At 72.7% G+C, this 22,300-nt stretch carries 17 protein-coding genes; 13 read left to right on the forward strand and 4 right to left on the reverse strand.

From position 1 onward, the window contains the following. The first annotated feature begins 109 nt into the window (after positions 1-109). The 5 genes from ACZ4WZ_RS10770 to ACZ4WZ_RS10790 all read left to right on the forward strand — a co-directional run bounded on the left by ACZ4WZ_RS10770 (position 110) and on the right by ACZ4WZ_RS10790 (position 7,122). Positions 110-2,344 (forward strand): MMPL family transporter, encoded by a 2,235-nt coding sequence (locus ACZ4WZ_RS10770; RefSeq protein WP_467887947.1) that lies wholly within the window; start codon positions 110-112, stop codon positions 2,342-2,344. 27 nt (positions 2,345-2,371) lie between these two features. After that, the gene (locus ACZ4WZ_RS10775) at positions 2,372-2,926 is read left to right on the forward strand and encodes a GNAT family N-acetyltransferase (protein WP_467887950.1); all 555 of its coding nucleotides are present in this window, start codon (positions 2,372-2,374) and stop codon (positions 2,924-2,926) included. Positions 2,927-3,029: 103 nt separating this feature from the next. Continuing rightward, a complete protein-coding gene (locus ACZ4WZ_RS10780) occupies positions 3,030-3,629 on the forward strand; it encodes a hypothetical protein (protein ID WP_467887953.1) in 600 nt (199 codons plus the stop codon). Positions 3,630-3,729: 100 nt separating this feature from the next. After that, on the forward strand, positions 3,730-3,984 hold the full coding sequence (locus ACZ4WZ_RS10785) for a hypothetical protein (RefSeq protein ID WP_467887956.1): 255 nt from the start codon (positions 3,730-3,732) through the stop codon (positions 3,982-3,984). An 81-nt stretch (positions 3,985-4,065) separates the two neighbouring features. Next, entirely contained in the window at positions 4,066-7,122 is a 3,057-nt protein-coding gene (locus tag ACZ4WZ_RS10790; RefSeq protein ID WP_467888054.1) for a helix-turn-helix transcriptional regulator, read from the forward strand. Here the strand turns inward: ACZ4WZ_RS10790 and ACZ4WZ_RS10795 are convergent. The 3 genes from ACZ4WZ_RS10795 to ACZ4WZ_RS10805 all read right to left on the reverse strand — a co-directional run bounded on the left by ACZ4WZ_RS10795 (position 7,119) and on the right by ACZ4WZ_RS10805 (position 9,808). Beyond that, positions 7,119-7,322 carry a DUF6191 domain-containing protein gene (locus ACZ4WZ_RS10795; protein WP_467888057.1) on the reverse strand — a complete coding sequence of 68 codons (204 nt, stop codon included), beginning with the start codon at positions 7,320-7,322 and terminating at the stop codon, positions 7,119-7,121. The genes ACZ4WZ_RS10790 and ACZ4WZ_RS10795 overlap by 4 nt on opposite strands. A 49-nt stretch (positions 7,323-7,371) precedes the next feature. Then, entirely contained in the window at positions 7,372-8,619 is a 1,248-nt protein-coding gene (locus ACZ4WZ_RS10800) for a PQQ-dependent sugar dehydrogenase (RefSeq protein WP_467887958.1), read from the reverse strand. Positions 8,620-8,800: 181 nt separating this feature from the next. After that, entirely contained in the window at positions 8,801-9,808 is a 1,008-nt protein-coding gene (locus tag ACZ4WZ_RS10805) for an aldo/keto reductase (protein WP_467887961.1), read from the reverse strand. 84 nt (positions 9,809-9,892) lie between these two features. On the opposite strand from ACZ4WZ_RS10805, the gene ACZ4WZ_RS10810 reads away from it, so the two are divergent. From ACZ4WZ_RS10810 to ACZ4WZ_RS10845, 8 genes are all read left to right on the forward strand, one after another. Continuing rightward, positions 9,893-10,840 carry a 2-hydroxyacid dehydrogenase gene (locus ACZ4WZ_RS10810; RefSeq protein WP_467887964.1) on the forward strand — a complete coding sequence of 316 codons (948 nt, stop codon included), beginning with the start codon at positions 9,893-9,895 and terminating at the stop codon, positions 10,838-10,840. Positions 10,841-11,158: 318 nt separating this feature from the next. Beyond that, on the forward strand, positions 11,159-14,032 hold the full coding sequence (locus ACZ4WZ_RS10815) for a putative bifunctional diguanylate cyclase/phosphodiesterase (protein WP_467887966.1): 2,874 nt from the start codon (positions 11,159-11,161) through the stop codon (positions 14,030-14,032). 227 nt (positions 14,033-14,259) lie between these two features. Next, the gene (locus ACZ4WZ_RS10820) at positions 14,260-16,146 is read left to right on the forward strand and encodes an acetolactate synthase large subunit (protein WP_467887969.1); all 1,887 of its coding nucleotides are present in this window, start codon (positions 14,260-14,262) and stop codon (positions 16,144-16,146) included. 32 nt (positions 16,147-16,178) lie between these two features. Then, the gene (ilvN, locus tag ACZ4WZ_RS10825; RefSeq protein ID WP_388939950.1) at positions 16,179-16,703 is read left to right on the forward strand and encodes an acetolactate synthase small subunit; all 525 of its coding nucleotides are present in this window, start codon (positions 16,179-16,181) and stop codon (positions 16,701-16,703) included. Between the two features lie 124 nt (positions 16,704-16,827). After that, a complete protein-coding gene (gene ilvC, locus ACZ4WZ_RS10830) occupies positions 16,828-17,829 on the forward strand; it encodes a ketol-acid reductoisomerase (RefSeq protein WP_467887972.1) in 1,002 nt (333 codons plus the stop codon). 290 nt (positions 17,830-18,119) lie between these two features. After that, complete coding sequence (gene serA / locus ACZ4WZ_RS10835; RefSeq protein WP_467887974.1) at positions 18,120-19,709, forward strand: phosphoglycerate dehydrogenase; 1,590 nt, start codon at positions 18,120-18,122, stop codon at positions 19,707-19,709. A 162-nt stretch (positions 19,710-19,871) separates the two neighbouring features. Further along, positions 19,872-20,486 (forward strand): TetR/AcrR family transcriptional regulator, encoded by a 615-nt coding sequence (locus ACZ4WZ_RS10840; RefSeq protein WP_467887977.1) that lies wholly within the window; start codon positions 19,872-19,874, stop codon positions 20,484-20,486. Beyond that, complete coding sequence (locus ACZ4WZ_RS10845) at positions 20,483-21,013, forward strand: RDD family protein (protein ID WP_467887980.1); 531 nt, start codon at positions 20,483-20,485, stop codon at positions 21,011-21,013. The genes ACZ4WZ_RS10840 and ACZ4WZ_RS10845 overlap by 4 nt, the downstream gene beginning before the upstream one ends. 7 nt (positions 21,014-21,020) lie before the next feature. Here the strand turns inward: ACZ4WZ_RS10845 and ACZ4WZ_RS10850 are convergent, their stop codons facing one another. After that, positions 21,021-22,232, reverse strand: a complete 1,212-nt coding sequence (locus ACZ4WZ_RS10850; protein WP_467887983.1) for a PucR family transcriptional regulator — start codon at positions 22,230-22,232, stop codon at positions 21,021-21,023. Positions 22,233-22,300 lie beyond the last annotated feature (68 nt).

The following is a 22,300-nucleotide window of genomic DNA, read 5'->3' on the forward strand; positions in this document are numbered from 1 at the left end:
TGGCCGCGACGGGACTTCGCGGCCGAACCTTCACAAGTTCACGAGTTCATGAGTTCTTTGCGCCGGGCTGCCTCCCGCTGAAGATCCGAACCACCAGGGAGCACGTCCGTTGGCAGCAATCGCACGGTGGTGCCTGCGGCACCGACTGGTCACCGTCCTGATCTGGCTGCTCGCCCTCGGCGGGACCGCCGCGGCGGCCGGGGCCGCCGGAACCGCGTTCTCCAACGACTACGAGGTCCCGGGCACGGAGTCCGCCAAGGCCCACGCCCTGCTGCGCGAGGGCTTCCGCGGCCAGGGCGGCGACACCGACACCATCGTGTGGCGGGCCCCTGACCACCGGACGGCACGCACCCCGGACGTGGAGCAGCGCATGACCCGGGCCCTGGACGCCGTCGCCGCCCTGCCCGGAGTGGCCTCGGTCGCGAGCCCCTACGCACCGGGCCCCGCCGGCGCCGCGCAGATCAGCCGCGACGGACGCACCGCCTACGCGGTGGTCACCTTCGACCGGCAGGCCGACTCCGTACCCCGGGCCCAGGCCGAGGCCGTCGTCGACACGGCGAAGAACGCGACCACCCAGGCGGACGGGCTCCAGGTCGAACTCGGCGGCCGCGCCATCGGCCTGACCGAGGCGCCCAGCGCCCACCTCGCCGAGGTCATCGGCGTGGGCATCGCCGCCGTCGTCCTCTTCCTCGCCTTCGGCTCCCTCGCCGCGAGCCTGCTGCCCCTCGCGACCGCACTCGTCAGCGTCGGCAGCGCCTACTTCGGGATCACCCTGCTCGGGCACGCCATGCCCGTCGCCGACTTCGCCCCGATGCTGGGCACCCTCGTCGGCCTCGGCGTCGGCATCGACTACGCCCTGTTCATCGTCACCCGGCACCGCAAGGGCCTGGCGCGCGGGCTCACCGTCGAGGAAGCCGCCGCCGGCGCCGTCGCCACTACGGGCCGGGCCGTCGTCTTCGCCGGGGCCACCGTCTGCATCGCGCTGCTCGGCATGCTGGTGCTGCGGCTGAACTTCCTCGACGGGGTCGCCATCGCCGCGTCCCTCACCGTCATCCTGACGGTGGCCGCCTCCGTCACCTTGCTGCCCGCCCTCCTCTCGTACATCGGCATGCGGGCCCTCTCGCGCCGCGAACGGCGCCGGCTCGCCGCCGAGGGGCCCCGGCCCCAGCCGCCCACCGGGTTCGCCGCCCGCTGGTCGGCCTTCGTGGAGCGCCACCCCAAACTGCTCGGAGCGGTCGCGGCCCTGGTGATGGCGGTACTGGCGCTGCCGACGCTCTCGCTCCACCTCGGCACCTCCGACCAGGGCAACAACCCGGCCGCCTCCACCACCCGCAAGGCCTACGACCTGCTCGCGGACGGGTTCGGGCCCGGTACGAACGGCCCGCTCAGCGTCGTCGCCCGGCTCGAGGGCGCCGGGGACCGCATAGCCGTCGAGCGGCTGACGGAAACCCTGCGCACCACCGAAGGAGTCGCCTCCGCCGGCCCGGCCGTCTTCAACCGCAGCGGGGACACCGCCGTCCTGACCGTCGTACCGGACTCCGCCCCGCAAGCCCGTGCCACGAGCGAGCTGGTCGACACCCTGCGCCGGGACGTCATCCCGCGCGCCGGGCACGGCAGCACCATGGACGCCCACGTCGGCGGGGTCACGGCCGGCTACGACGACTTCGCCGAGGTGATCGTCGGCAAGCTGCCGCTCTTCGTCGGGGTGGTCATCACCCTCGGCTGCGTCCTGCTGCTGCTCGCCTTCCGGTCCATCGGCATCCCGCTCAAGGCCGCAGCCATGAACGTCGCCGCCGTCGCCTCCTCCTTCGGCGTCGTCGTCATGATCTTCCAGTGGGGCTGGGGGAGCGAACTGCTGGGCCTGGGCAGCGCCGGGCCGATCGAGCCCTTCCTGCCGGTGATCATGGTGTCGGTGCTCTTCGGCCTGTCCATGGACTACCAGGTCTTCCTGGTCAGCCGGATGTACGAGGAGTGGCTGGAGACCGGCGACAACCGGCGGGCCGTCCGTGTGGGCCTCGCCGAGACCAGCCGGGTGATCAACTCGGCGGCCGTCATCATGATCTCCGTCTTCCTGGCCTTCGTGCTCAGCGGTGACCGGCTCATCGCGATGTTCGGCATCGCGCTCGCCGCCGCCGTCGCGCTCGACGCCTTCGTCCTGCGCACCCTGCTCGTCCCGGCGCTCATGCACATGCTCGGCGGCGCCAACTGGTGGATCCCGGCATGGCTGGACCGCCGGCTGCCCCGCATCAGCATCGAGCCGCCGGAACGCGCCACTCCCCGTGCGACACTTCCGTCGCAGCGGCCGGAAGCGGACCACGCCGAACCGGCCCGCACGCCCCGCTGACCGGTCACGAGCCGTAAGGAAGCACAGATGTTCGCGATAGAACTGGCCGACGACGCCCAGCTGTTCCCGCTGGAGGTGTGGCACGCCGAGGAGTTCCTGGCGCACATGGACCGGGGCCGCGAGTTCATCGGCCGGTACATCGGCTTGCCGGACCGCGTCACCGACCTCGAATCGGCGCGGCACCTGCTCGGCTCCAAGGCGGAGGAGGCCGCCAGGGACGGCGCCCGGCTCTTCGGCATCCGCGTCGGCGGCACCCTCGTCGGCGGGGTCCTCTTCCGGGAATTCGACGCCGCCGCCGGCAACTGCGAGGTCGGCTGCTGGCTGGAGCCCGCGGCGGCCGGCCGGGGCCTGGTCGGCAAGGCCTGCCGGGTCCTGATCGACTGGGCCTTCGACGTGCGCGGCATGCACCGCGTGGAATGGCACGTGGCCTCCGGCAACGAGAAGAGCATCGCCCTCGCCGAACGCCTCGGACTGACCCGCGACGGCGTCATGCGGCAGAACCACCTCCACCGCGGCGTCCGCCAGGACACCGAGGTCTGGGCCGTCCTCGCCCACGAATGGGCCGCCGCCCGCCCGGCTTAGGCCCCCGTGCCGCGGGCCCCTCCAGGGGCCTGCGGCCCACCACCGGCGCAGCGTCCGCCGCCCTCTCAGGAACCTCTCAGAAACGCCGCCTACGGTGCCCGGCATGGACACCACCAAGACCCCCGCCCCGGCCGCCCCCGACGCGGACGCCGCCGAGGACAAGGCGACCCCCGGCGCCCCGGACGAGGCCGCCACCGCCAGCCCGGCCGCCGGCCTCGACGGCGCCCCGGCCGCCACCGCCGCTACTGCCCAGGACGCCGAGGACGAGGACGCCGACGAGACCGGGGAGGACGCTCCCGAGCGGAGCACCGGCGTAGGGGCCGCCGCGTCCGCCGTCGTCGCCGCCGGTCTGGGCCTCGTCGCCCTCAGCGGCAGCTGGGTGTCCCGCGTCGCGGCCGAGCGCCAGACGCTCATCGGCCAGATCGAATCGGTCAGCGCGACCACCGCCAAGGAGAAGATCGCCGCCCTGTACGGCGACGCCTGGCACATGACCGCCGTCGTCAACGGTGTCCTTTCCACCCTCGCCCTCCTCGTCGCCGTCCTCGTCCTCGCCGGCCCGGCCTTCGGCGCCCCGGGCCGGGTCCACCCCGCCTGGGTCCGCTCCGTCTCCTGGGCCGCCGTCGCCCTGGGCCTCATCGGGGCCCTGCTCTTCGGCCTCATGTACTTCGACCTGCTCTTCCCGCTCCCCACGGCCGCCCAGTAGGCACCGCCTTACGGGATCTGCCCCCGGTCTTAGGCCGCCCTAGGCCTCCTCAGGGGCACCGGGCCCCGGCCTAAGGACCCCGGCACCGCGGAGATGCGGCATGAGCCCCATGCGCCGCACCCCTCTGGGACGCGAATCTCGGATCACACCGAACGAGGTGCCCGAGAAGAGCAACCAGGGAGACGAAATGTTCGAGTACGAGATCGCCACCGCCCGCCGCGCCGACCTCATCCGCGAGGCCGACCGGTACCGGATCGCCCAGGAGGCCAAGAAGGCCTCCCGCGCCTCCTCTCGCAGCCAGGAATCCGAAAGGCCGGTGAGTCGGCACCGCAGTCTCTTCACCCGCGCCGCCTGACCCGCGCCGCGGACCCGTCCGGACTGACCCGAGATGACGAGCGCACCGATAACGACTGCCACCGGACCGGACCCGTGTGCGATGCTCGGCGGCGTGGAGACCAGATCTGTCAGCCCGGTGTTCGTCGGCCGAGCCGACGAACTGGCCGTACTCGTCGACGCCCTGGCGCGCGCCGCCGGCCAGGAGCCGCAGGCCCTGCTCATCGGGGGAGAGGCCGGGGTCGGCAAGACCCGCCTGACCGAGGAGTTCCTCACGGAGGCCGCCAGCCGCGGAGCGGTGGTGGCCGTCGGCGGCTGTGTGGAGATCGGGGCGGAGGGACTTCCCTTCGCCCCCTTCTCCACGGCCCTGCGCACCCTCCGGCGCCTGCTCCCCGACGAACTGGCGGAAGCCGCCGCCGGCCAGGAGGACGAACTCGCCCGCATCCTCCCCGAACTCGGCGAGACGCCCCGGGGCCCCCACGACGAGGAGAGCACCGCCCGGCTCTTCGAACTGACCGCCAGGATGCTGGAACGGCTCGCGGCCGACCGCACCGTCGTCCTCGTCCTGGAAGACCTGCACTGGGCGGACACCTCCACCCGGCACCTCCTCGCCTACCTCTTCCGCACCCTCGGCCGGGGCCGGCTCGTCCTCGTCGCGACCTACCGCGCCGACGACATCCACCGCCGCCACCCGCTGCGCCCGCTCCTCGCCGAGCTCGACCGGCTCCGCACCGTCCACCGCATCGAACTGCCCCGCTTCAACCGGGCCGAGGTGCGCCGCCAGCTCGCCGGGATCCTCGCCTCGCAGCCGGAGGAGAGCTTCGTCGACTCCGTCTTCGACCGCTCCGACGGCAACGCCTTCTTCGTCGAGGAACTCGTCGCCTCCCGGGAGAGCGGATGCCGCACCGGGCTCACCGAATCCCTGCGCGACCTCCTGCTCGTCCGCGTCGAGGTACTGCCGGACGCCTCCCAGCGCGTGGTGCGCATCGTCGCCGAGGGCGGCTCCACCGTCGAGTACGCCCTGCTGCGCGCCGTGGTCCGGCTCGGCGAGGACGAACTGATCGAGGCCCTGAGGGCCGCCGTGGGCGCCAACATCCTCCTCGCCACCACCGACGGCGACGGCTACCGCTTCCGCCACTCGCTGGTCCGCGAGGCGGTCAGTGACGACCTGCTGCCCGGGGAGCGCGCCCGCGTCAACCGCCGCTACGCCGAGGCCATGGAGGCCGACGGATCGCTGGTCCGCGCCGAGGAACGGGTCATCCGCCTGGCCAACTACTGGTACGCCGCGAACGACCCCGCCAAGGCGCTGCCAGCCGTCCTCGCCGCCTCCGTCACCGCCCGCCGCCGGCACGCCTACTCCGAGCAGCTCAGCCTGCTGGAGCGGGCCATGGACCTGTGGGACAGCGTCCCCGACGAAGTACGCGCCGACCTGCGCCCCGCGGACTACACCGAGGTGTACCCGCCCTGCGGCTGCGACCCGGCCACCACCCCGCTCCAGCGGCTCGACCTGCTCGCCGAGGCCACCGTCGCCGCCCGTTTCGGCGGTGACCGCGAACGGGCCCTGAAGCTCACCAAGCTGGCCCTGCGCACCCTCGACGAGGACCGCGGCGACCCGCTGCGCGCCGCCTGGTTCTGGACCGAACGCTCCCGCCTCGTCGCCAACCTCGGCAGGGGCGACGGCTGGCAGGAGATCGCCAAGGCGCAGGAACTGGTCAAGGGGCTGCCCCCGTCCCAGGTCCACGCCGACGTCCTCGTCCGGGCCGCGGGCTGGGGCATGCTCCACAACCCCGGCCCCGGCAATCTCGCCGCAGCCGAACGGGCCGTGGAATACGCCCGCATGATCGGCGCCGAGGAGACCGAGCTCAACGCCCGGATCACCTACGGCTGCCTGCTCACCGACTCCGGCGACGGCACCACCGGCCTCGCCGAACTCCACGCGGTCAAGGACCGCGCCACCGAACTCGGGTTCACCGTGGTCGCGGGTCGCGCTCACGTCAACATCACCTCTCAACTCGAAGCCATGGGCCGGTCCCGCGAAGCGGTGGAACTGGCCGAACAGGGGGTCGAACTCGTCAGCAGGTCCCGGCTCCTGGACACCGAGGCCTGGGTCTGCGGGAACATGGCGGAGAGCCTGTACAGCCTCGGCCGCTGGGACGAGGCCGCCGAGGCCGCCCGCCGCACCCTGCGCGTCGGCCAGGGCGCCGCCCCCCGCGGCTCCGCCTCCGCACGCCTGGCCTACCTGGCCCTGGCCCGCGGGGAACTCGCCGAGGCCGCCCAGCAACTTGCCGCCGCGCACGCCCACTTCGGCACCCACGACAGCCAGCCCCAGCACCGGCTCCCGCTCTACCGGCTGGCGATCGGCCTGGCCGACGGAGAGGGCCGGATAGCCGACGTCCGCGCCGAGACCGCGGACGCCGTCGCCCACGGCTTCCCGCTCGGCCAGCACCGCTACGCCTGGCCCCTGCTGCTGGCCTCCGCCTCCGCCGAGGCCGACGCCCGGGGCCTGCCGGCGGCCGACGCCGGTAGGGGCGCCGCCCTGGACGTGCTGCGCACCGCCGCCCGGACCCTGGCCACCCCCGTCCCCCTGTGGGCCGCGCACGCCGAGTACCTGCGGGCCGAGCTGCTCCGCGCCGAGGCCCGCGACACCGTCGCCGACTGGGGCGCGGTCGAGGCGGCCGTACGCCCGCTCCAGCGCCCGTACCTGCTCGCCCGGGCCCGCCACCGGCTCGCCGAGGCACTGCTGGTCTCCGGCGGGGACCGCGAGACGGCCGCCGACCTGCTCCGCGACGCCCACGCCGCCGCCGACCGGCTCGGTGCCCGACGACTCCGCGAGGACCTGGCCCTGCTCGCGCAGCGCGCCCGGCTCCCGCTGACCGCCGAGGAGTCCCGGCCGGCCGCACCGGCCCCGGAGGCCGATCCCATCGAGGCCCTGGGCCTGACCAGCCGCGAGCGGGACGTCCTGCGCCTCGTCGCGGCGGGCGGCACCAACCGCCAGATCGCGGAGGAGCTCTTCATCTCCCCGAAGACGGCCAGCGTGCACGTCTCGAACATCCTGGCCAAGCTCGGCGTCGCGAGCCGGGGCGAGGCCGCGGCACTCGCCCACCGGCTGCGCCTCTTCGCCGCCCCCCTCGCCCCGGCGGCCCCGGCCGGGCGCGTCTAGACCTCGTCGGCCTCGTCGGCCTCGTCGGCGCCGGGGTCCCGGTCGGCCTCGGCGGCGGGGCGTATGAGCACCTTGCCGGAGTCGAGGTCTATGGGCCCCCGTCCCGGATCGCCGTCACCGACGTCGGTCCGGGACAGCTCCAGCCGCTTCTTCTCCTCGTCCGTGTGCTTGCGTCCCGGGTTGAACAGCTCCTCGATCATGTTGAACACGCGTCCACCCTGCCTTCCGCCCCTTCCGGAGCCGTTCAGGTCACCGCACCGTCAGTGTCAGGATCCTGTCGTCGCCCGCTTCCGGCGAGCCGCGCCCGTCCGTCTCGCTCGTCACCAGCAGCAATCCGTCTCCGCCGAGGGGCACCACCGTGCGCAGCCGGCCGTACTTCCCCTGGAGGAAGGGCTCCGGCTCCGCCGCCGGGGCAGCCCCCTTCAGCGGGATCCGCCACAGCCGCTCGCCCTTCAGCCCGGCCATCCAGATCGAGCCCTCCGCCCAGGCGATCCCGCTCGGCGAGGCCTCGTCCGGCTTCCACACCGCCACCGGATCACGGAACCCGGCTTTGCCCGCCTTCCCCTCCGCCTCCGGCCAGCCGTAGTTGCCACCCGGCTCGATGAGGTTCAGCTCGTCCCAGGTCCGCTGGCCGAACTCGGACGCCCACAGCCGCTTGTCCTTGTCCCAGGCGAGGCCCTGCACATTGCGGTGCCCGTAGGAGTAGACGACGGAGCCGGCTTCCGGATTGCCGTGCGCCGGCTGCCCGTCCGGGGTCATCCGCAGGATCTTCCCGCCCGGCGATTTCCGGTCCTGCGCCAGCGACGTGTCCCCGGTCTCGCCCGTGCCGGCGTAGAGCATCCGGTCCGGGCCGAAGGCGATCCGCCCGCCGTTGTGGATCAGTCCCTTGGGGATGCCCCGGAACACCGTGTCCGGCGCGCCCAGTTGCTGCCCGGCCGGTCTCTGCTCGTCGTACCGCATCCGGGCGATGCGGTTGTCGGACTCGGTCGTGAAGTAGGCGTAGACCATCCGGTCCGAGGCGAAGGACGGGGACACCGCCAGACCCAGCAGCCCGCCCTCCCCGCCCGGGGCCACCCCGGGGACCTCCCCGATCTGCGTCACCGCACCCGTGTCCGTCCGCACCCGGCTGATGGTGCCCTTGTCCCGGGAGGCGACCAGCAGGTCCCCGCCGGGCAGCGGGGCCACGCCCCACGGGGTGTCCAGGCCCTTGGCCACCTCTCCCGACACCGTCACCGCCCCCTTCGCCGGCGCCCCCGACGCCTCCGGCCGGCCCGAGGCCCCCGAGGACGCCGCTCCCGTCGGCGGCGAGCCCGGTGGCGAACCGCCCGGCCCGGCCCGCTCGCCGTCCGGCGCGGAGCAGCCCGCCGCCAGCAGGGCACCGCACCCCGCCAGCGCGAGCGCCGCCAGCACGCCCCGGCGCCGCGCGGGCCCGCCCCCGTACCCCGGCGCCGCCTCCAGGTCCCGCGCCCCGTCCTTGTGAAACCGCCCGTACCGCATCGTCCGCTCCCCTCCGGCCGTCCGTCCTGAGCCGTCCGCCCTCAGCCGTCCGTCCTCAGCCTTGTGTCCTCCAGTCCTGCCCTTCACATGACTCAACAGACCCGGCCACTTCCGAAGTTCCACCCCTCGTACACCCGATCGAGTGGATGTGGGGAAGCCGGCAAGATCCGAAAGGGACGACCTAGTCCCAGGCTCCCACCGCCGCCGGCAGCCCCGCTATCTCGGCCAGCTCCCCGGCAGTGAGCCGCACCTCGGCCGCCGCGGCGTTCTCCGCCGCCCACCGGGCCCGCTCCGCCCCCGGTACCGGCACCACGTGGGGTCCCTGCGCCAGCACCCAGGCCAGCGCCACCTGTGCCGCCGTGATCCCGGGCCCCCGCCGCCGGGCCACCCGCCGCAGCCCCGCCACCAGGACCTGGTTGGAGGCCATCGCGTGCGCCGTGAACCGAGGGTGGCGCGCACGCACGTCCGCGTCCTCGAAACCCTGCCCCGGCGTCAGCGTCCCGGTCAGGAACCCGCTGCCCAGCGGCATCGCCGCCAGCAGCCCCACCCCCCGCGCCGCACACCACGGCAGCAGCTGCCACGCCGCCTCCGGCGACCACACCGACAGCTCCGCCTGCACCGCCGTCACCGGGAACACCTGCTGCGCCCGCTCCAGCTGCCGCACGGTCGTGCGGTACCCACGGTCCCCCCGGCGCCCCGCACCCGGCCCGGCCCCCGCGCCCAGCGCGCAGAACCCCAGTGCCCGTACCTTCCCCGCGCCCACCAGCTCCGCCATGGCTCCCCAGGTCTCCTCCAGGGGCACCTCCGGATCCACCCGGTGCAGCTGGTAGAGGTCTATGACGTCGGTCCGCAGCCGCCGCAGCGAGGCGTCGCACGCCCGCCGCACGTACCCCGGCCGCCCGTCGGCCACCACGTGCCCCTCACCCGCCCGCAGCCCCACCTTGGCGGAGACGAAGGCCTCGGCCCGCCGCTCCCGCAGCACCCGGCCCAGCACCAGCTCGTTGGTGAACGGCCCGTACAGATCGGCCGTGTCCAGCAGGTTCGCCCCCAGGTCCAGCGCCGTGTGCAGGGTGCGCAGCGATTCCTCGCCCCGCCGGCGCGAAGGCGCGTAGGCCCAGCTCATCGGCATGCAGCCGAGCCCTATGGCTCCCACCGTCAGCGGTCCCGACCCGATCGACCTGCGCTCCACCCCTGCGTCCCCCTTCCGGCCCGGTCCCGGTCCGGCCCTCAAACTAACGGCTTGATCCAGTTCCCTTCGCATAGCCTCGCGATCATGACTGCGACGACCGGGGACGTCTGGCTCCCCTTCCCGCCCGGACAGATCGACGGCCTCCCCGACTGCTTCCGCTACCGCCAGTGGGACGGCGAGGACACCTTTCCGGCCGATCCGGCCGACTGCGTCTTCTACGTCACCCCGTACATGAAGTCCCAGGAGGTGACCCTGCGTCCGCTCGCGGCGATGCCCGCCCTGCGGGTGGTGCAGACCCTCACCGCCGGTATCGACCACGTCCTGCCCGGCCTCGGCGACCTCCGGCCGGGCGTACGGCTGTGCAACGCCCGCGGCGTCCACGAGGCCAGCACCGCCGAGCTCGCCCTCACCCTCACCCTCGCCTCCCTGCGCGGCATCCCCGGCATGGTGCGCGGCCAGGACCGGGAGGAGTGGCGCGGCGGCTTCTACGCCGCGCTCGCGGACAGGTCCGTCCTGATCGTCGGCTACGGGGCGATCGGCGAGGCCGTCGAGGACCGGCTCGTCCCCTTCGAGTGCGGCCGGATCGCCCGCGTCGCCCGCTCGGCCCGCACCGCCCCGCACGGCCCGGTCCACGCCCTCGCCGACCTCCCGGCCCTCCTCCCCGAGGCGGACGTGGTGGTGCTGACCACCCCGCTGACCGAGGAGACCCGGGGCCTCGCCGGCGCCGCCTTCCTCGGGCGGATGAAGGACGGCGCCCTCCTCGTGAACGTCTCGCGCGGGCCGGTCGTCGACACCGCCGCCCTGCTGGCGGAGCTGGAGTCCGGCCGGCTGCGCGCCGCGCTCGACGTCACGGACCCCGAGCCGCTGCCCGCGGGCCACCCCCTCTGGCACGCCCCGAACGTACTGATCACCCCCCACGTGGGCGGCAGCAGCTCGGCGTTCGAGCCCAGGGCGAAGCGGCTCGTGGCCCGCCAGCTCACCCGGTTCGCCGCAGGGGAGGAAGTCGGCAACACCGTGCTGATCAAGGACTGAGGCGGGCGCGCCCCCGCTCGGGAAGCAGCGTGCGCGCAGGCCCGGCGGCAGGGCGGCGGCGGTCCCGACGAGACCGGTGGCCACGACCCCCCTCATGGTAACTGAGCGTAGAGAAGCTATGTCGCTGAGTGACGAAAGTGGTGTATCGTCCGGAACAAGGGGCTGCGCCACGTACGTCTGGCGCTGGGGAGTGATCGGACACTTTGGGGGGCGACGGGCGATGCACGGCCAATGGACGAAGGATCCGATGCGGCACAGCCGCCGGAGGCGCCGCCGCCGGGACTGGGCTGCGCCAGAACCGTCCGGCGAGGGGCACCGGTGAGCGCCCAGGGGGCGGCGCTCCTGACCCGGTCGCCGGTCCCGGGTGGCGGTCGGAGCATCGCGGCACAACTCCTCCTCGCACTCGTGAGCGGCGGCTACGCCGTCGGCGCCGCCCTCGGCTGGGGGTCGGACGAACTCGCCAAGATCATGGGCGACTTCGGGCTCAGTGCCGCCGGATTACTGGCCGCGTTCTCCTGCTACCACTACGCCCGCACGATCGACCGGCGTGAACGCCCCGCCTGGCTGATGTTCGCCTTCTCCTCGCTCATGGGCGGCCTGGGGAACGCGGTCTGGGGCTGGTACGAGGTGGTCCTCGGCCAGAAGCTCCCCGAGCCTTCGATCGCCGACTTCGCCTTCCTCTGCTTCGCACCGCCCGCCATCGTGGGCCTCCTCGTCCTGGCCAAACGCCCGGTCACCCGCGCCGGATGGGTCTGCCTCGGCCTCGACTCCTGGCTCATCGGCGGCTCCCTGCTGACCCTGTCCTGGAGCCTGGCCCTCGCCAACGCCGCCCGCACCGCCCAGTCGGGCGCCCCCGGCAACGTACTGCGCGCCGCGCTCTCGCTCGCGTACCCGCTCCTCGACATCGCGCTGGTCTCGATGGTCCTGGTGCTGCACTTCCGGCGCTCGGCGAACAACCGCTCGGCGGTCAACACGGCGATCGCGGCCCTCGCCCTGACCGTCCTGAGCGACGCGCTGTTCACCTCGCCGCTGCTCAACACCACCTACAACTCAGGGGAGATCCTCGACGCCGGCTGGTTCGCGGGCTCGCTGCTGCTCGCGTACGCCCCCTGGGGCGCCCGCCGGCCCGAACCGGTGCCCCGCCCCTCGCCGCCGCGCCACGACCGCCCGCACAGCCGTCCCATCACCGGCTCGCTGCCCGCCCTCACCCCGTACCTCGCGGCCGCCGTCTGCACCCTCGGCATCCTGGCCAACGTCGTGGACGGGCGGAAGGTCGACCGGATGGTGGTCTTCACCGGCTGCACCGTCGTCCTCGCCCTCGTCATCCGGCAGGGCATCATGCTCCTCGACAACATCGCGCTCACCCAGGAACTGGCCCAGAAGGAGAACCACTTCCGTTCCCTGGTCCAGGGCTCCAGCGACGTCATCATGATCGCCGCGCCCACCGGGACCCTGCGCTACGTCAGCCCCGCCGCCGCCGGGGTCTACGGCCGCGAGGCGGAGGAGCTGGTCGGCACCGAGCTCGCCGCCCTGATCCACCCCGAAGACCTCGGCCGGGTGGTCCACGAGGTACGCCGTTTCCTGGCCGCCCCGCCCGCCGAGGAGCCCACCACCCGCATCGAGTGCCGCTTCAGGTCGGGCAGCGGCGAGTGGCTGAACGTGGAGTCCACGGTCAACCGCCACCAGGGCGGGCTCATCCTCAACAGCCGCGACGTCACCGAGCGGGTCCGCCTCCAGGCCCAGCTCCAGCACAGCGCCGAGCACGACCCGCTGACCGACCTGCCCAACCGGGCCCTGTTCACCCGCCGGGTCCGCCAGGCCCTCACCGGCCGCCGGGCCGGCGACCACAGCACCGCCGTGCTCTTCATCGACCTCGACGGCTTCAAGGCCGTCAACGACACCATCGGCCACCAGGCCGGCGACGAGCTGCTCGTCGAGGCCGCCCGCCGCCTCCAGGACGCCGTCCGGGCCGGGGACACCGCCGCCCGGCTCGGCGGCGACGAGTTCGCCGCGCTCATCCTCGGCGACGGCAGCCGCGACCGCAGTGCCCGCGAGTACCAGGTGCACGACATCGCCGACCGGCTGCGCGCCACCCTCTCCCAGCCCTACCGCATCGCCGGGAGCGAGGTCCGGGTGGCCGCCAGCATCGGCGTCGCCTTCGCCGACCCCGGCATCACCCCCGCGGACCTGATGCGCAACGCGGACCTCGCGATGTACCGGGCCAAGGCGGGCGGCAAGGACCGGGTCGAGCTGTACGCGCCGCAGATGCAGGCCGAGATCGCGCGGAAGGCCGAGCTGGCCGGGCGGCTGCGCACCGCCCTGCACGACGGAGACTTCGCCCTGCTGCACCAGCCCGTGGTCTCCCTGGCCACCGGCGAGGTCACGGCGGTCGCCGCGCAGGCCCGCTGGCGCTCGGCCCAGGGGATCCTCTTCACCCCCGCCGAGTTCCTCCGGGTGGCCGAGCACAGCGAGGGGGGACCGGCGGCCGGGCCGGACGCCTCCCGCACGGCCGAACTGGGCCGATGGCTCCTCGAAGAGGCGGTGGAGCAGGCCGCCGAGCGGCACCGGGCGGGGCACGGCGTACCAGTGGCCGTCCGGATGACCGCCCAGCGGCTGCTGGACCCCGCCGTGCCCCGGGGGAGCGTGGAGGCCCTGCTGAACCGCCACGGGCTGCCCTCCGGCGCCCTCGTGCTGGAACTGGCCGCCTCCGACCCCAGGGTGCCCTTCGACGAGCTGGAGCGCCGCCTGACGGCCCTGCACCGGCTCGGCGTACGGATCGCCCTCGACGGCTTCGGCAGCGGCTACGCGGCCATCAGCGCCCTCCGCCGCCTCCCGGTGGACCTGCTCAAACTGGACCGGGGGCTGGTCGAAGGCGTGGTCGAATCGGCCAGGCTGCACAAGATCACGGCGGGATTGTTGCGGATCGCAAACGACCTCGGCATGCAGTCCGTGGCCGACGGGGTGGACCACCCCGAGCAGGTGCTGGCCCTGCGGGCGATGGGGTGCACCCACGGCCAGGGCGCGGCCTTCTCCGGACCACTCGACGAATACAGGCTGCGCCGCACGCTCGTGAGAGGTACGTTCCCAGTACCGGGCGGTACGGCCCAGCCCGCCTTGGCCGGAGGCTCGTCCGGTGGCTCGATGGTCATCCATAGGGGCTCACATAATGAGACGCCCGTCCCACCCGCTTGACATCCACCTCCCGCCGGAGGGAGGGTCAATGCCATGCGCACCCGAATTCTCGTACTTGGAAAGCGCGTCGGCTGAAGCTGGGGCCTGCATGTCCCCGCTCGACACCACCGACGCGCTCCCCTCGCTTGCCACCCGGCACGAGGGGTTTTTTGTTGCACTGGCACACGCCTCCGGACCAGATCCGGAGCACCCCCGCTCCTCGTAAAACCCTCAGCTTCGAGAAGAGAATGCCGATGACCGAGCAGGCCTCCGGGGCCCACCATCCGCAGCCGCGGCCCCGTACGGGCGGACAGCAGTCCGCCGCAGTTGAGCACGTGACGGGTGCGCAGTCCCTCATCCGCTCTCTCGAAGAGGTGGGGTGCGACACCGTCTTCGGTATCCCGGGCGGCGCCATCCTCCCGGCCTACGACCCGATGATGGACAGCAAGAGGGTCCGTCACATCCTGGTCCGCCACGAGCAGGGGGCCGGCCACGCCGCCACCGGCTACGCCCAGGCCACCGGCAAGGTCGGCGTCTGCATGGCCACCTCCGGCCCGGGCGCCACCAACCTGGTCACCCCGATCGCCGACGCGCACATGGACTCCGTGCCGCTCGTCGCCATCACGGGCCAGGTCTCCTCCAAGGCGATCGGCACCGACGCCTTCCAGGAGGCGGACATCGTCGGCATCACCATGCCGATCACCAAGCACAACTTCCTGGTCACCAGGGCCGAGGACATCCCGAGGACGATCGCCGAGGCCTTCCACATCGCGTCCACCGGCCGCCCCGGCCCGGTCCTGGTCGACATCGCCAAGGACGCCCTCCAGGCGAAGACCACCTTCTCCTGGCCGCCCGCCATGGACCTGCCCGGCTACCGGCCCGTCACCAAGCCGCACGCCAAGCAGATCCGCGAGGCCGCCAAGCTCATCTGCCAGGCCAAGCGCCCCGTCCTGTACGTCGGCGGCGGCGTCATGAAGTCCGGTGCCACGGCCGAGCTCAAGGTCCTCGCCGAGCTGACCGGCGTCCCGGTCGCCACCACGCTGATGGCCCTGGGTTCCTTCCCCGACAGCCACCCGCTGCACGTCGGCATGCCGGGCATGCACGGCTCCGTCACCGGCGTCACCGCGCTGCAGAAGTCGGACCTGCTGATCGCGCTCGGCACCCGCTTCGACGACCGCGTCACCGGCAAGCTGGACAGCTTCGCCCCCTTCGCCAAGGTCATCCACGCGGACATCGACCCGGCCGAGATCGGCAAGAACCGCGAGGTCGACGTCCCGATCGTGGGCGACGCCCGCGAGGTCATCGCCGACCTGATCCAGGCCGTCCAGGCCGAGCACACCGAGGGCAACGCGGGCGACTACACCGCCTGGTGGAAGGACCTCAACCGCTGGCGCGAGACCTACCCGCTGGGCTACGACCTGCCCGAGGACGGCATGCTCTCCCCGCAGCAGGTCATCGAGCGGATCGGCGCGCTCGCACCCAAGAGCACGATCTTCGCGGCGGGCGTCGGCCAGCACCAGATGTGGGCCTCGCACTTCGTCAAGTACGAGGAGCCGCGCACCTGGCTGAACTCCGGCGGCGCCGGAACCATGGGCTACGCGGTCCCCGCCGCGATGGGCGCCAAGGTCGGGATGCCGGAGCGCACCGTCTGGGCGATCGACGGCGACGGCTGCTTCCAGATGACCAATCAGGAACTGGTCACCTGCGCGCTGAACAACATCCCGATCAAGGTCGCGATCATCAACAACGGTGCGCTGGGCATGGTCCGCCAGTGGCAGACCCTGTTCTACAACCAGCGGTACTCCAACACCGTGCTGCACGCGGACGAGACGGGCCACGACACCGTGGGCTCGCAGCTCGGCGAGTCCAACGCGCCCCGCAAGGGCACCCGCGTCCCGGACTTCGTCAAGCTGTCCGAGGCCATGGGCTGCGTCGCGCTGCGCTGCGAGGACCCGGCGGACCTGGACAAGGTCATCGCCGAGGCCAACGCGATCAACGACCGCACGGTCGTGATCGACTTCATCGTCCACGAGGACGCCATGGTGTGGCCGATGGTCGCCGCCGGCACCTCCAACGACGAGGTCATGGCAGCCCGGGGCGTCCGCCCCGACTTCGGCGACAACGAAGACGACTGAGCCGAGAGAGCCTGAGAGAGAGAACGACTCACATGTCCAAGCACACGCTCTCCGTCCTGGTCGAGAACACGCCCGGCATCCTCGCCCGGATCGCCGCGCTGTTCTCCCGCCGCGGGTTCAACATCGACTCCCTCGCGGTCGGCGTCACCGAGCACCCCGACATCTCCCGCATCACCATCGTGGTCAACGTCGAGGACCTTCCGCTGGAGCAGGTGACCAAGCAGCTCAACAAGCTGGTCAACGTGCTCAAGATCGTCGAGCTGGAGCCGTCGAACGCCATCGAGCGCGAACTCGTCCTCGTGAAGGTCCGCGCCGACAACGAGACCCGCTCGCAGATCGTCGAGATCGTCCAGCTGTTCCGCGCCAAGACCGTCGACGTCTCCCCGGAGGCCGTCACCATCGAGGCCACCGGCGGCAGCGACAAGCTCGGCGCCATGCTCAAGATGCTGGAGCCCTTCGGCATCAAGGAGCTCGTGCAGTCCGGCACCATCGCCATAGGGCGTGGCGGGCGGTCCATCACGGACCGCAGCCTGCGCTCGCTCGAGCGCAGCGCCTGAGCGTCGCGCGTCCGGTCCGGGACGCGGGGCTGACACGCCGGCCCGCATAGCGAGACCGAGAAACTCTTATTCCGTTCCCCGCCGTACGGTGGGAGCAACACCAGCGCACCAAGGAGATATCCCAGTGGCCGAGCTGTTCTACGAGAACGACGCCGACCTGTCCATCATCCAGGGCCGCAAGGTCGCGGTCATCGGTTACGGCAGCCAGGGCCACGCCCACGCGCTGTCGCTCCGTGACTCCGGCGTCGACGTCGTCGTCGGCCTCAAGGAGGGCTCCAGCTCCAAGGCCAAGGCCGAGGAGCAGGGCCTGAAGGTCGTCTCCGTGGCCGAGGCCGCCGAGTGGGCGAACGTCATCATGATCCTGACCCCGGACCCGCTCCAGGCCGAGATCTACGAGGCGTCCATCAAGGACAACCTGCAGGAGGGCGACGCGCTCTTCTTCGGCCACGGCTTCAACGTCCGCTACGGCTTCATCAAGCCCCCGGCCAACGTGGACGTCGCCCTGGTCGCCCCGAAGGGCCCGGGCCACCTGGTCCGCCGTCAGTACGAGGAGGGCCGCGGCGTTCCGTGCATCGCCGCCGTCGAGCAGGACTTCTCGGGCAACGCCTTCGCCCTGGCCCTGTCGTACGCGGCCGGCATCGGCGGCACCCGCGCCGGCGTCATCAAGACCACCTTCACCGAGGAGACCGAGACCGACCTGTTCGGTGAGCAGGCCGTCCTCTGCGGTGGTGCCTCCGCTCTGGTCAAGGCCGGTTTCGAGACCCTGACCGAGGCCGGCTACCAGCCGGAGATCGCGTACTTCGAGTGCCTGCACGAGCTGAAGCTCATCGTCGACCTCATGTACGAGGGCGGCCTGGAGAAGATGCGCTGGTCGGTCTCCGAGACCGCCGAGTGGGGCGACTACATCACCGGCCCGCGCGTCATCACCGACGCCACCAAGGCCGAGATGAAGAAGGTCCTGGAGGAGATCCAGAGCGGCAAGTTCGCCGAGGAGTGGATGGCCGAGTACAAGGCCGGTCTGCCGAAGTACAACGAGTACAAGAAGGCGGACTCGGAGCACCTGCTCGAGACCACCGGCAAGAAGCTGCGCAAGTTGATGAGCTGGGTCGACAACGACGAGAGCTGATCTCGTGAACGGCGGGGCCGGGACGGTGCGTCCCGGCCCCGCCGCGCATCCGCCGGCTCCGCCAGTCGAGGATCACCGGAATGTAGCCCTCGGACAGCGCGGATTGTCCACCCCGGCCAATCCCGGACGGGTGATCCTTCCGTACAGGAGGAAATCCGCGCGCGAACCGCTACTACACTGCTGAACACAACGCGTCAGGCCCACAGTGTCGTGCGTCTTCCACGCGGCTACCCCCTCCACCGCCTGCGGCCGTCGGGACGGCCGTCCGCACTGGACTTGTGAGGACCCACGTGAGCTCGAAACCTGTCGTACTCATCGCCGAAGAGCTGTCGCCCGCCACGGTGGACGCGCTCGGTCCGGACTTCGAGATCCGGCACGTCAACGGCGCCGACCGCGCCGAGCTGCTCCCCGCGATCACGGACGTCGACGCGATCCTCGTCCGCTCCGCCACCAAGGTGGACGCCGAGGCCATCGCCGCGGCCAAGAAGCTGAAGGTCGTCGCCCGCGCCGGTGTCGGCCTCGACAACGTCGACGTCTCCGCCGCCACCAAGGCCGGCGTGATGGTCGTGAACGCCCCGACCTCCAACATCGTCACCGCCGCCGAGCTGGCCTGCGGCCTGCTCGTGGCCACCGCCCGCAACATTCCGCAGGCCAACACCGCCCTGAAGAACGGCGAGTGGAAGCGGAACAAGTACACGGGCGTCGAGCTCAGCGAGAAGACCCTCGGCGTCGTCGGCCTCGGCCGCATCGGTGTCCTGGTCGCCCAGCGCATGTCGGCCTTCGGCATGAAGGTCGTCGCGTACGACCCGTACGTACAGCCCGCGCGCGCCGCCCAGATGGGTGTCAAGATGCTGACGCTGGACGAGCTGCTCGAGGTCGCCGACTTCATCACCGTGCACCTGCCGAAGACCCCCGAGACCGTCGGTCTCATCGGGGACGAGGCCCTGCACAAGGTGAAGCCGTCCGTCCGCATCGTCAACGCCGCGCGCGGCGGGATCGTGGACGAGGCCGCGCTGTACTCGGCCATCAAGGAGGGCCGCGTCGCCGGCGCCGGCCTCGACGTGTACGCGAAGGAGCCCTGCACGGACTCCCCGCTCTTCGAGCTCGACCAGGTCGTCTGCACCCCGCACCTCGGCGCGTCCACGGACGAGGCCCAGGAGAAGGCCGGCATCGCGGTGGCCAAGTCGGTGCGCCTCGCCCTCGCCGGCGAGCTCGTGCCGGACGCGGTCAACGTCCAGGGCGGTGTCATCGCCGAGGACGTCCGTCCGGGTCTGCCGCTCGCCGAGAAGCTCGGCCGCATCTTCACCGCCCTCGCGGGCGAGGTCGCGGTCCGCCTCGACGTCGAGGTCTGCGGCGAGATCACCCAGCACGACGTCAAGGTGCTGGAACTCTCCGCCCTCAAGGGTGTCTTCGAGGACGTCGTCGACGAGACGGTCTCCTACGTCAACGCCCCGCTGTTCGCGCAGGAGCGCGGCGTCGAGGTCCGTCTGACCACCAGCTCGGAGTCCCCGGACCACCGCAACGTGGTGACCGTCCGCGGCACCCTGTCGGACGGCCAGGAGGTGTCGGTCTCCGGCACCCTCGCCGGCCCGAAGCACCTTCAGAAGATCGTGGGCGTCGGCGAGTACGACGTGGACCTGGCCCTGGCCGACCACATGATCGTGCTGCGCTACACCGACCGCCCGGGCGTCGTCGGCAAGGTCGGCCAGCTCCTCGGCGAGGCCGGCCTGAACATCGCGGGCATGCAGGTCGCCCGTGCCGAGGAGGGCGGCGAGGCGCTCGTCGTCCTCACCGTCGACGCGGAGGTCCCGGCGGACGTCCTCGCGGCCATCTCGGCGGAGATCGGCGCCGCTTCGGCCCGTACGGTCAACCTCGGCTGACCGTCGCGCACCGTCGAAGGGGCCCGGGCGTCAACCCGGGCCCCTTCGTGTCACCCCCGTCCGAGGGGTCCGCGTACGCATGGAACATCTGTATATGACGGATGTATAAACACTGTGTGCGGGACCTTCGTCCCGGACGGCCGCCTTGCTACGGTGACGGCCATGGGACACAAAGAGGATCTGCTCGAAGGCGCCAAGAAGTGCCTGGTCGAGAAGGGTTTCGTACGCACCACCGCGCGCGACATCGTCGGCGCCTCCGGCACGAACCTGGCCTCCATCGGCTACCACTACGGTTCCAAGGACGCCCTGCTCACCCAGGCGTTCATCGCCCTGATGCAGCAGTGGGGCGAGACGGCCTTCCAGGACGGCATGCCCGGTGAGGACGGCTCCCTGGAGCGCCTGCGCGCCCTGTGGGAAGGGGTCCTCGCCCAGCACGACGCCTCCGCCCCCGTCTGGGCGGCCAGCATGGAGGTCGCGCTGAGCGGCGAACGGCTGCCGCAGCTGCGCGGGATGCTCGCCGCCTCCCAGGCCGAGGGCCGCCGCGGTCTGATCTCGCTCCTCACCGGCACCCCGGAGGAGGAGCTCACCGAACGCGACGAGCGCACCCTCGGCTCCGTCTGCCAGGCGCTGCTCAACGGCCTGATGATCCAGTGGCTGCTCGACCCCGGCACCGCCGCCTCCGCCGAGGAGTTCACCGAGGGGCTCCGCCGCATCGCGGAGGGGCTGACGGCCGCCCGGGGCGGATCCGCCGGACGCGCGCCGGCGCAGACGCGATGAGATCCGGGTTCCTGTCCGCCGGGGGCGACCTCGGCCCGCTGCCGCCCGTGGGCCGCGCCCCGGACGCCCGGCCGCTGCCCGGCTCCCCGGCCGGGATCATGCGGCGCTGCGCCGCCACGGCCGTGGACCTGACCATCGCCATCGTGGTGATCCTCGTACCGCTCCTCGGCTTCGACCGGGTGCTCGCAGTCCTCGCCCTCACCGACCGGGAATCCAGTACCGCCTGGCAGACGGCCGCGGCGGCCTGGACGGCGGCCTTCGTGCTGCTCTACTCGCCGCTGTCCGTCTCGCGACGGGGGGCGACGCCCGGCAAGCGGCTGTTGGGCATGGAGGTCGTCGCCCGCGGGGGCGGGCGCCTCTCCTACGGGCAGGCGGTCGTCCGCCACCTCACCAACCTGGTGGTCACCGGCATTCCCTTGCTGAGCGTGGCCAACGCGTCCTCCATGACGCTCAGCCCCGACGCCCTCGGCATCCACGACAAGGCCGTCGGCAGCGCGGTCATCCACCGCCGCCCGGCCTCCGCCTGAACGGCGCTCAGGCCCGCAGTCGGGCGGCCTTGAGCGCCATGTGGAGCAGCAGCCGGTCCTCGCCCGCGTCCAGGTCGAGCCCCGTCAGCTGCTCGACCCGGCCCAGCCGGTAGTACAGGGTCTGGCGGTGGATGCCCAGCTCCGCCGCCGCGCGGCCCGCCTGCCCCGCGCAGTCGAGGAACACCTCGGCGGTACGGGCCAGTTCCCGGTGGGCCGGCGCCAGCAGCGCCCGGGTCGCCGGGTCGTCCGCCGGGCCCGCGGCCACGGCGGCCAGCATCCGGTACGGCCCGATCCCCGCCCACCGCGCCACCGGCCCCAGCCCCGGCTGCGCGGCCGCCGCCCGGGCGGCGGCGGTGGCCTGGGCCCAGGCGGCGGGCAGCTCCGTGAGCGCCCGGACCGGGTCGGACAGCCCGGCGGTGACGGCGCCGCCCCCCGAAGGCCCCCGCTTACCGCCGCTCGGCCCGGCCGCCGGAGCCGCCGCCGGCAGCAACCGTCCCGCCGCGGCCAGGGCCGGAGCCGACGCGTCCCCCGACCGCAGCCGCAGCAGCACCGCGAGCGCCGCCGCCGCGGGGCCGGCACCCGCGCCGTCCGGGCCCTCGGACCCCGCCGGGACCACGCACACCGCCGCCGCCCCCGGGACCGACCCCGGAGCCTCCCCGGACCACGGGGCCACGCACACGGCGGCGTGCGGTCCCTCGGCCCCGGGCCCCAGCGCCACCCGCAGCGCGGCCACCGCCATGTCCTGCTGCCAGCCCCGGCCGGCCGTCAGCACCGCCAGGAACTCCCGGGAGAGGCCGGCGCCCGCCCTGGCCTCCTCGGCGAGCAGCACCCCGATCCGCCGGGCCACGTCCATGGCGGCCTCCAGGGCGGCCGGACCCGGGCCCGGATCCTGGTCGAGGAGCCACACGTAGCCCTGCACGATGCCCCGGTACCGCACCGGCAGGCAGATCCGCCCCCGGAAGACCCCGGCGTCAGGGGCCGCCGGGATGCGCACCGGGCCGGTGGCGCGCGCGATGCCGAAGCCCTCGAACCAGGCCCGGACGGCCGCCGTCGACTGCCGGGTCAGGATCGAGCGGGTGCGCACCGGGTCCATCACGAGGTCGTCCTCGCTGTCGTGCGCGCCGAAGGCGATGAGGCGGAAGTCCCGGTTCTCCAGCGTCGCCGGGGCGCCGAGCAGCGCCGAGATCTCGTCCACCAGGTCCTGGTAATCGCCTTTCACGCGGCCATTCTCCCACTTCGCGGCCGACCCTTCAGACAGATGTATGAGATCCGGGACACGGATGCGTG

It is taken from the genome of Streptomyces sp. NPDC029122 (assembly GCF_055569445.1).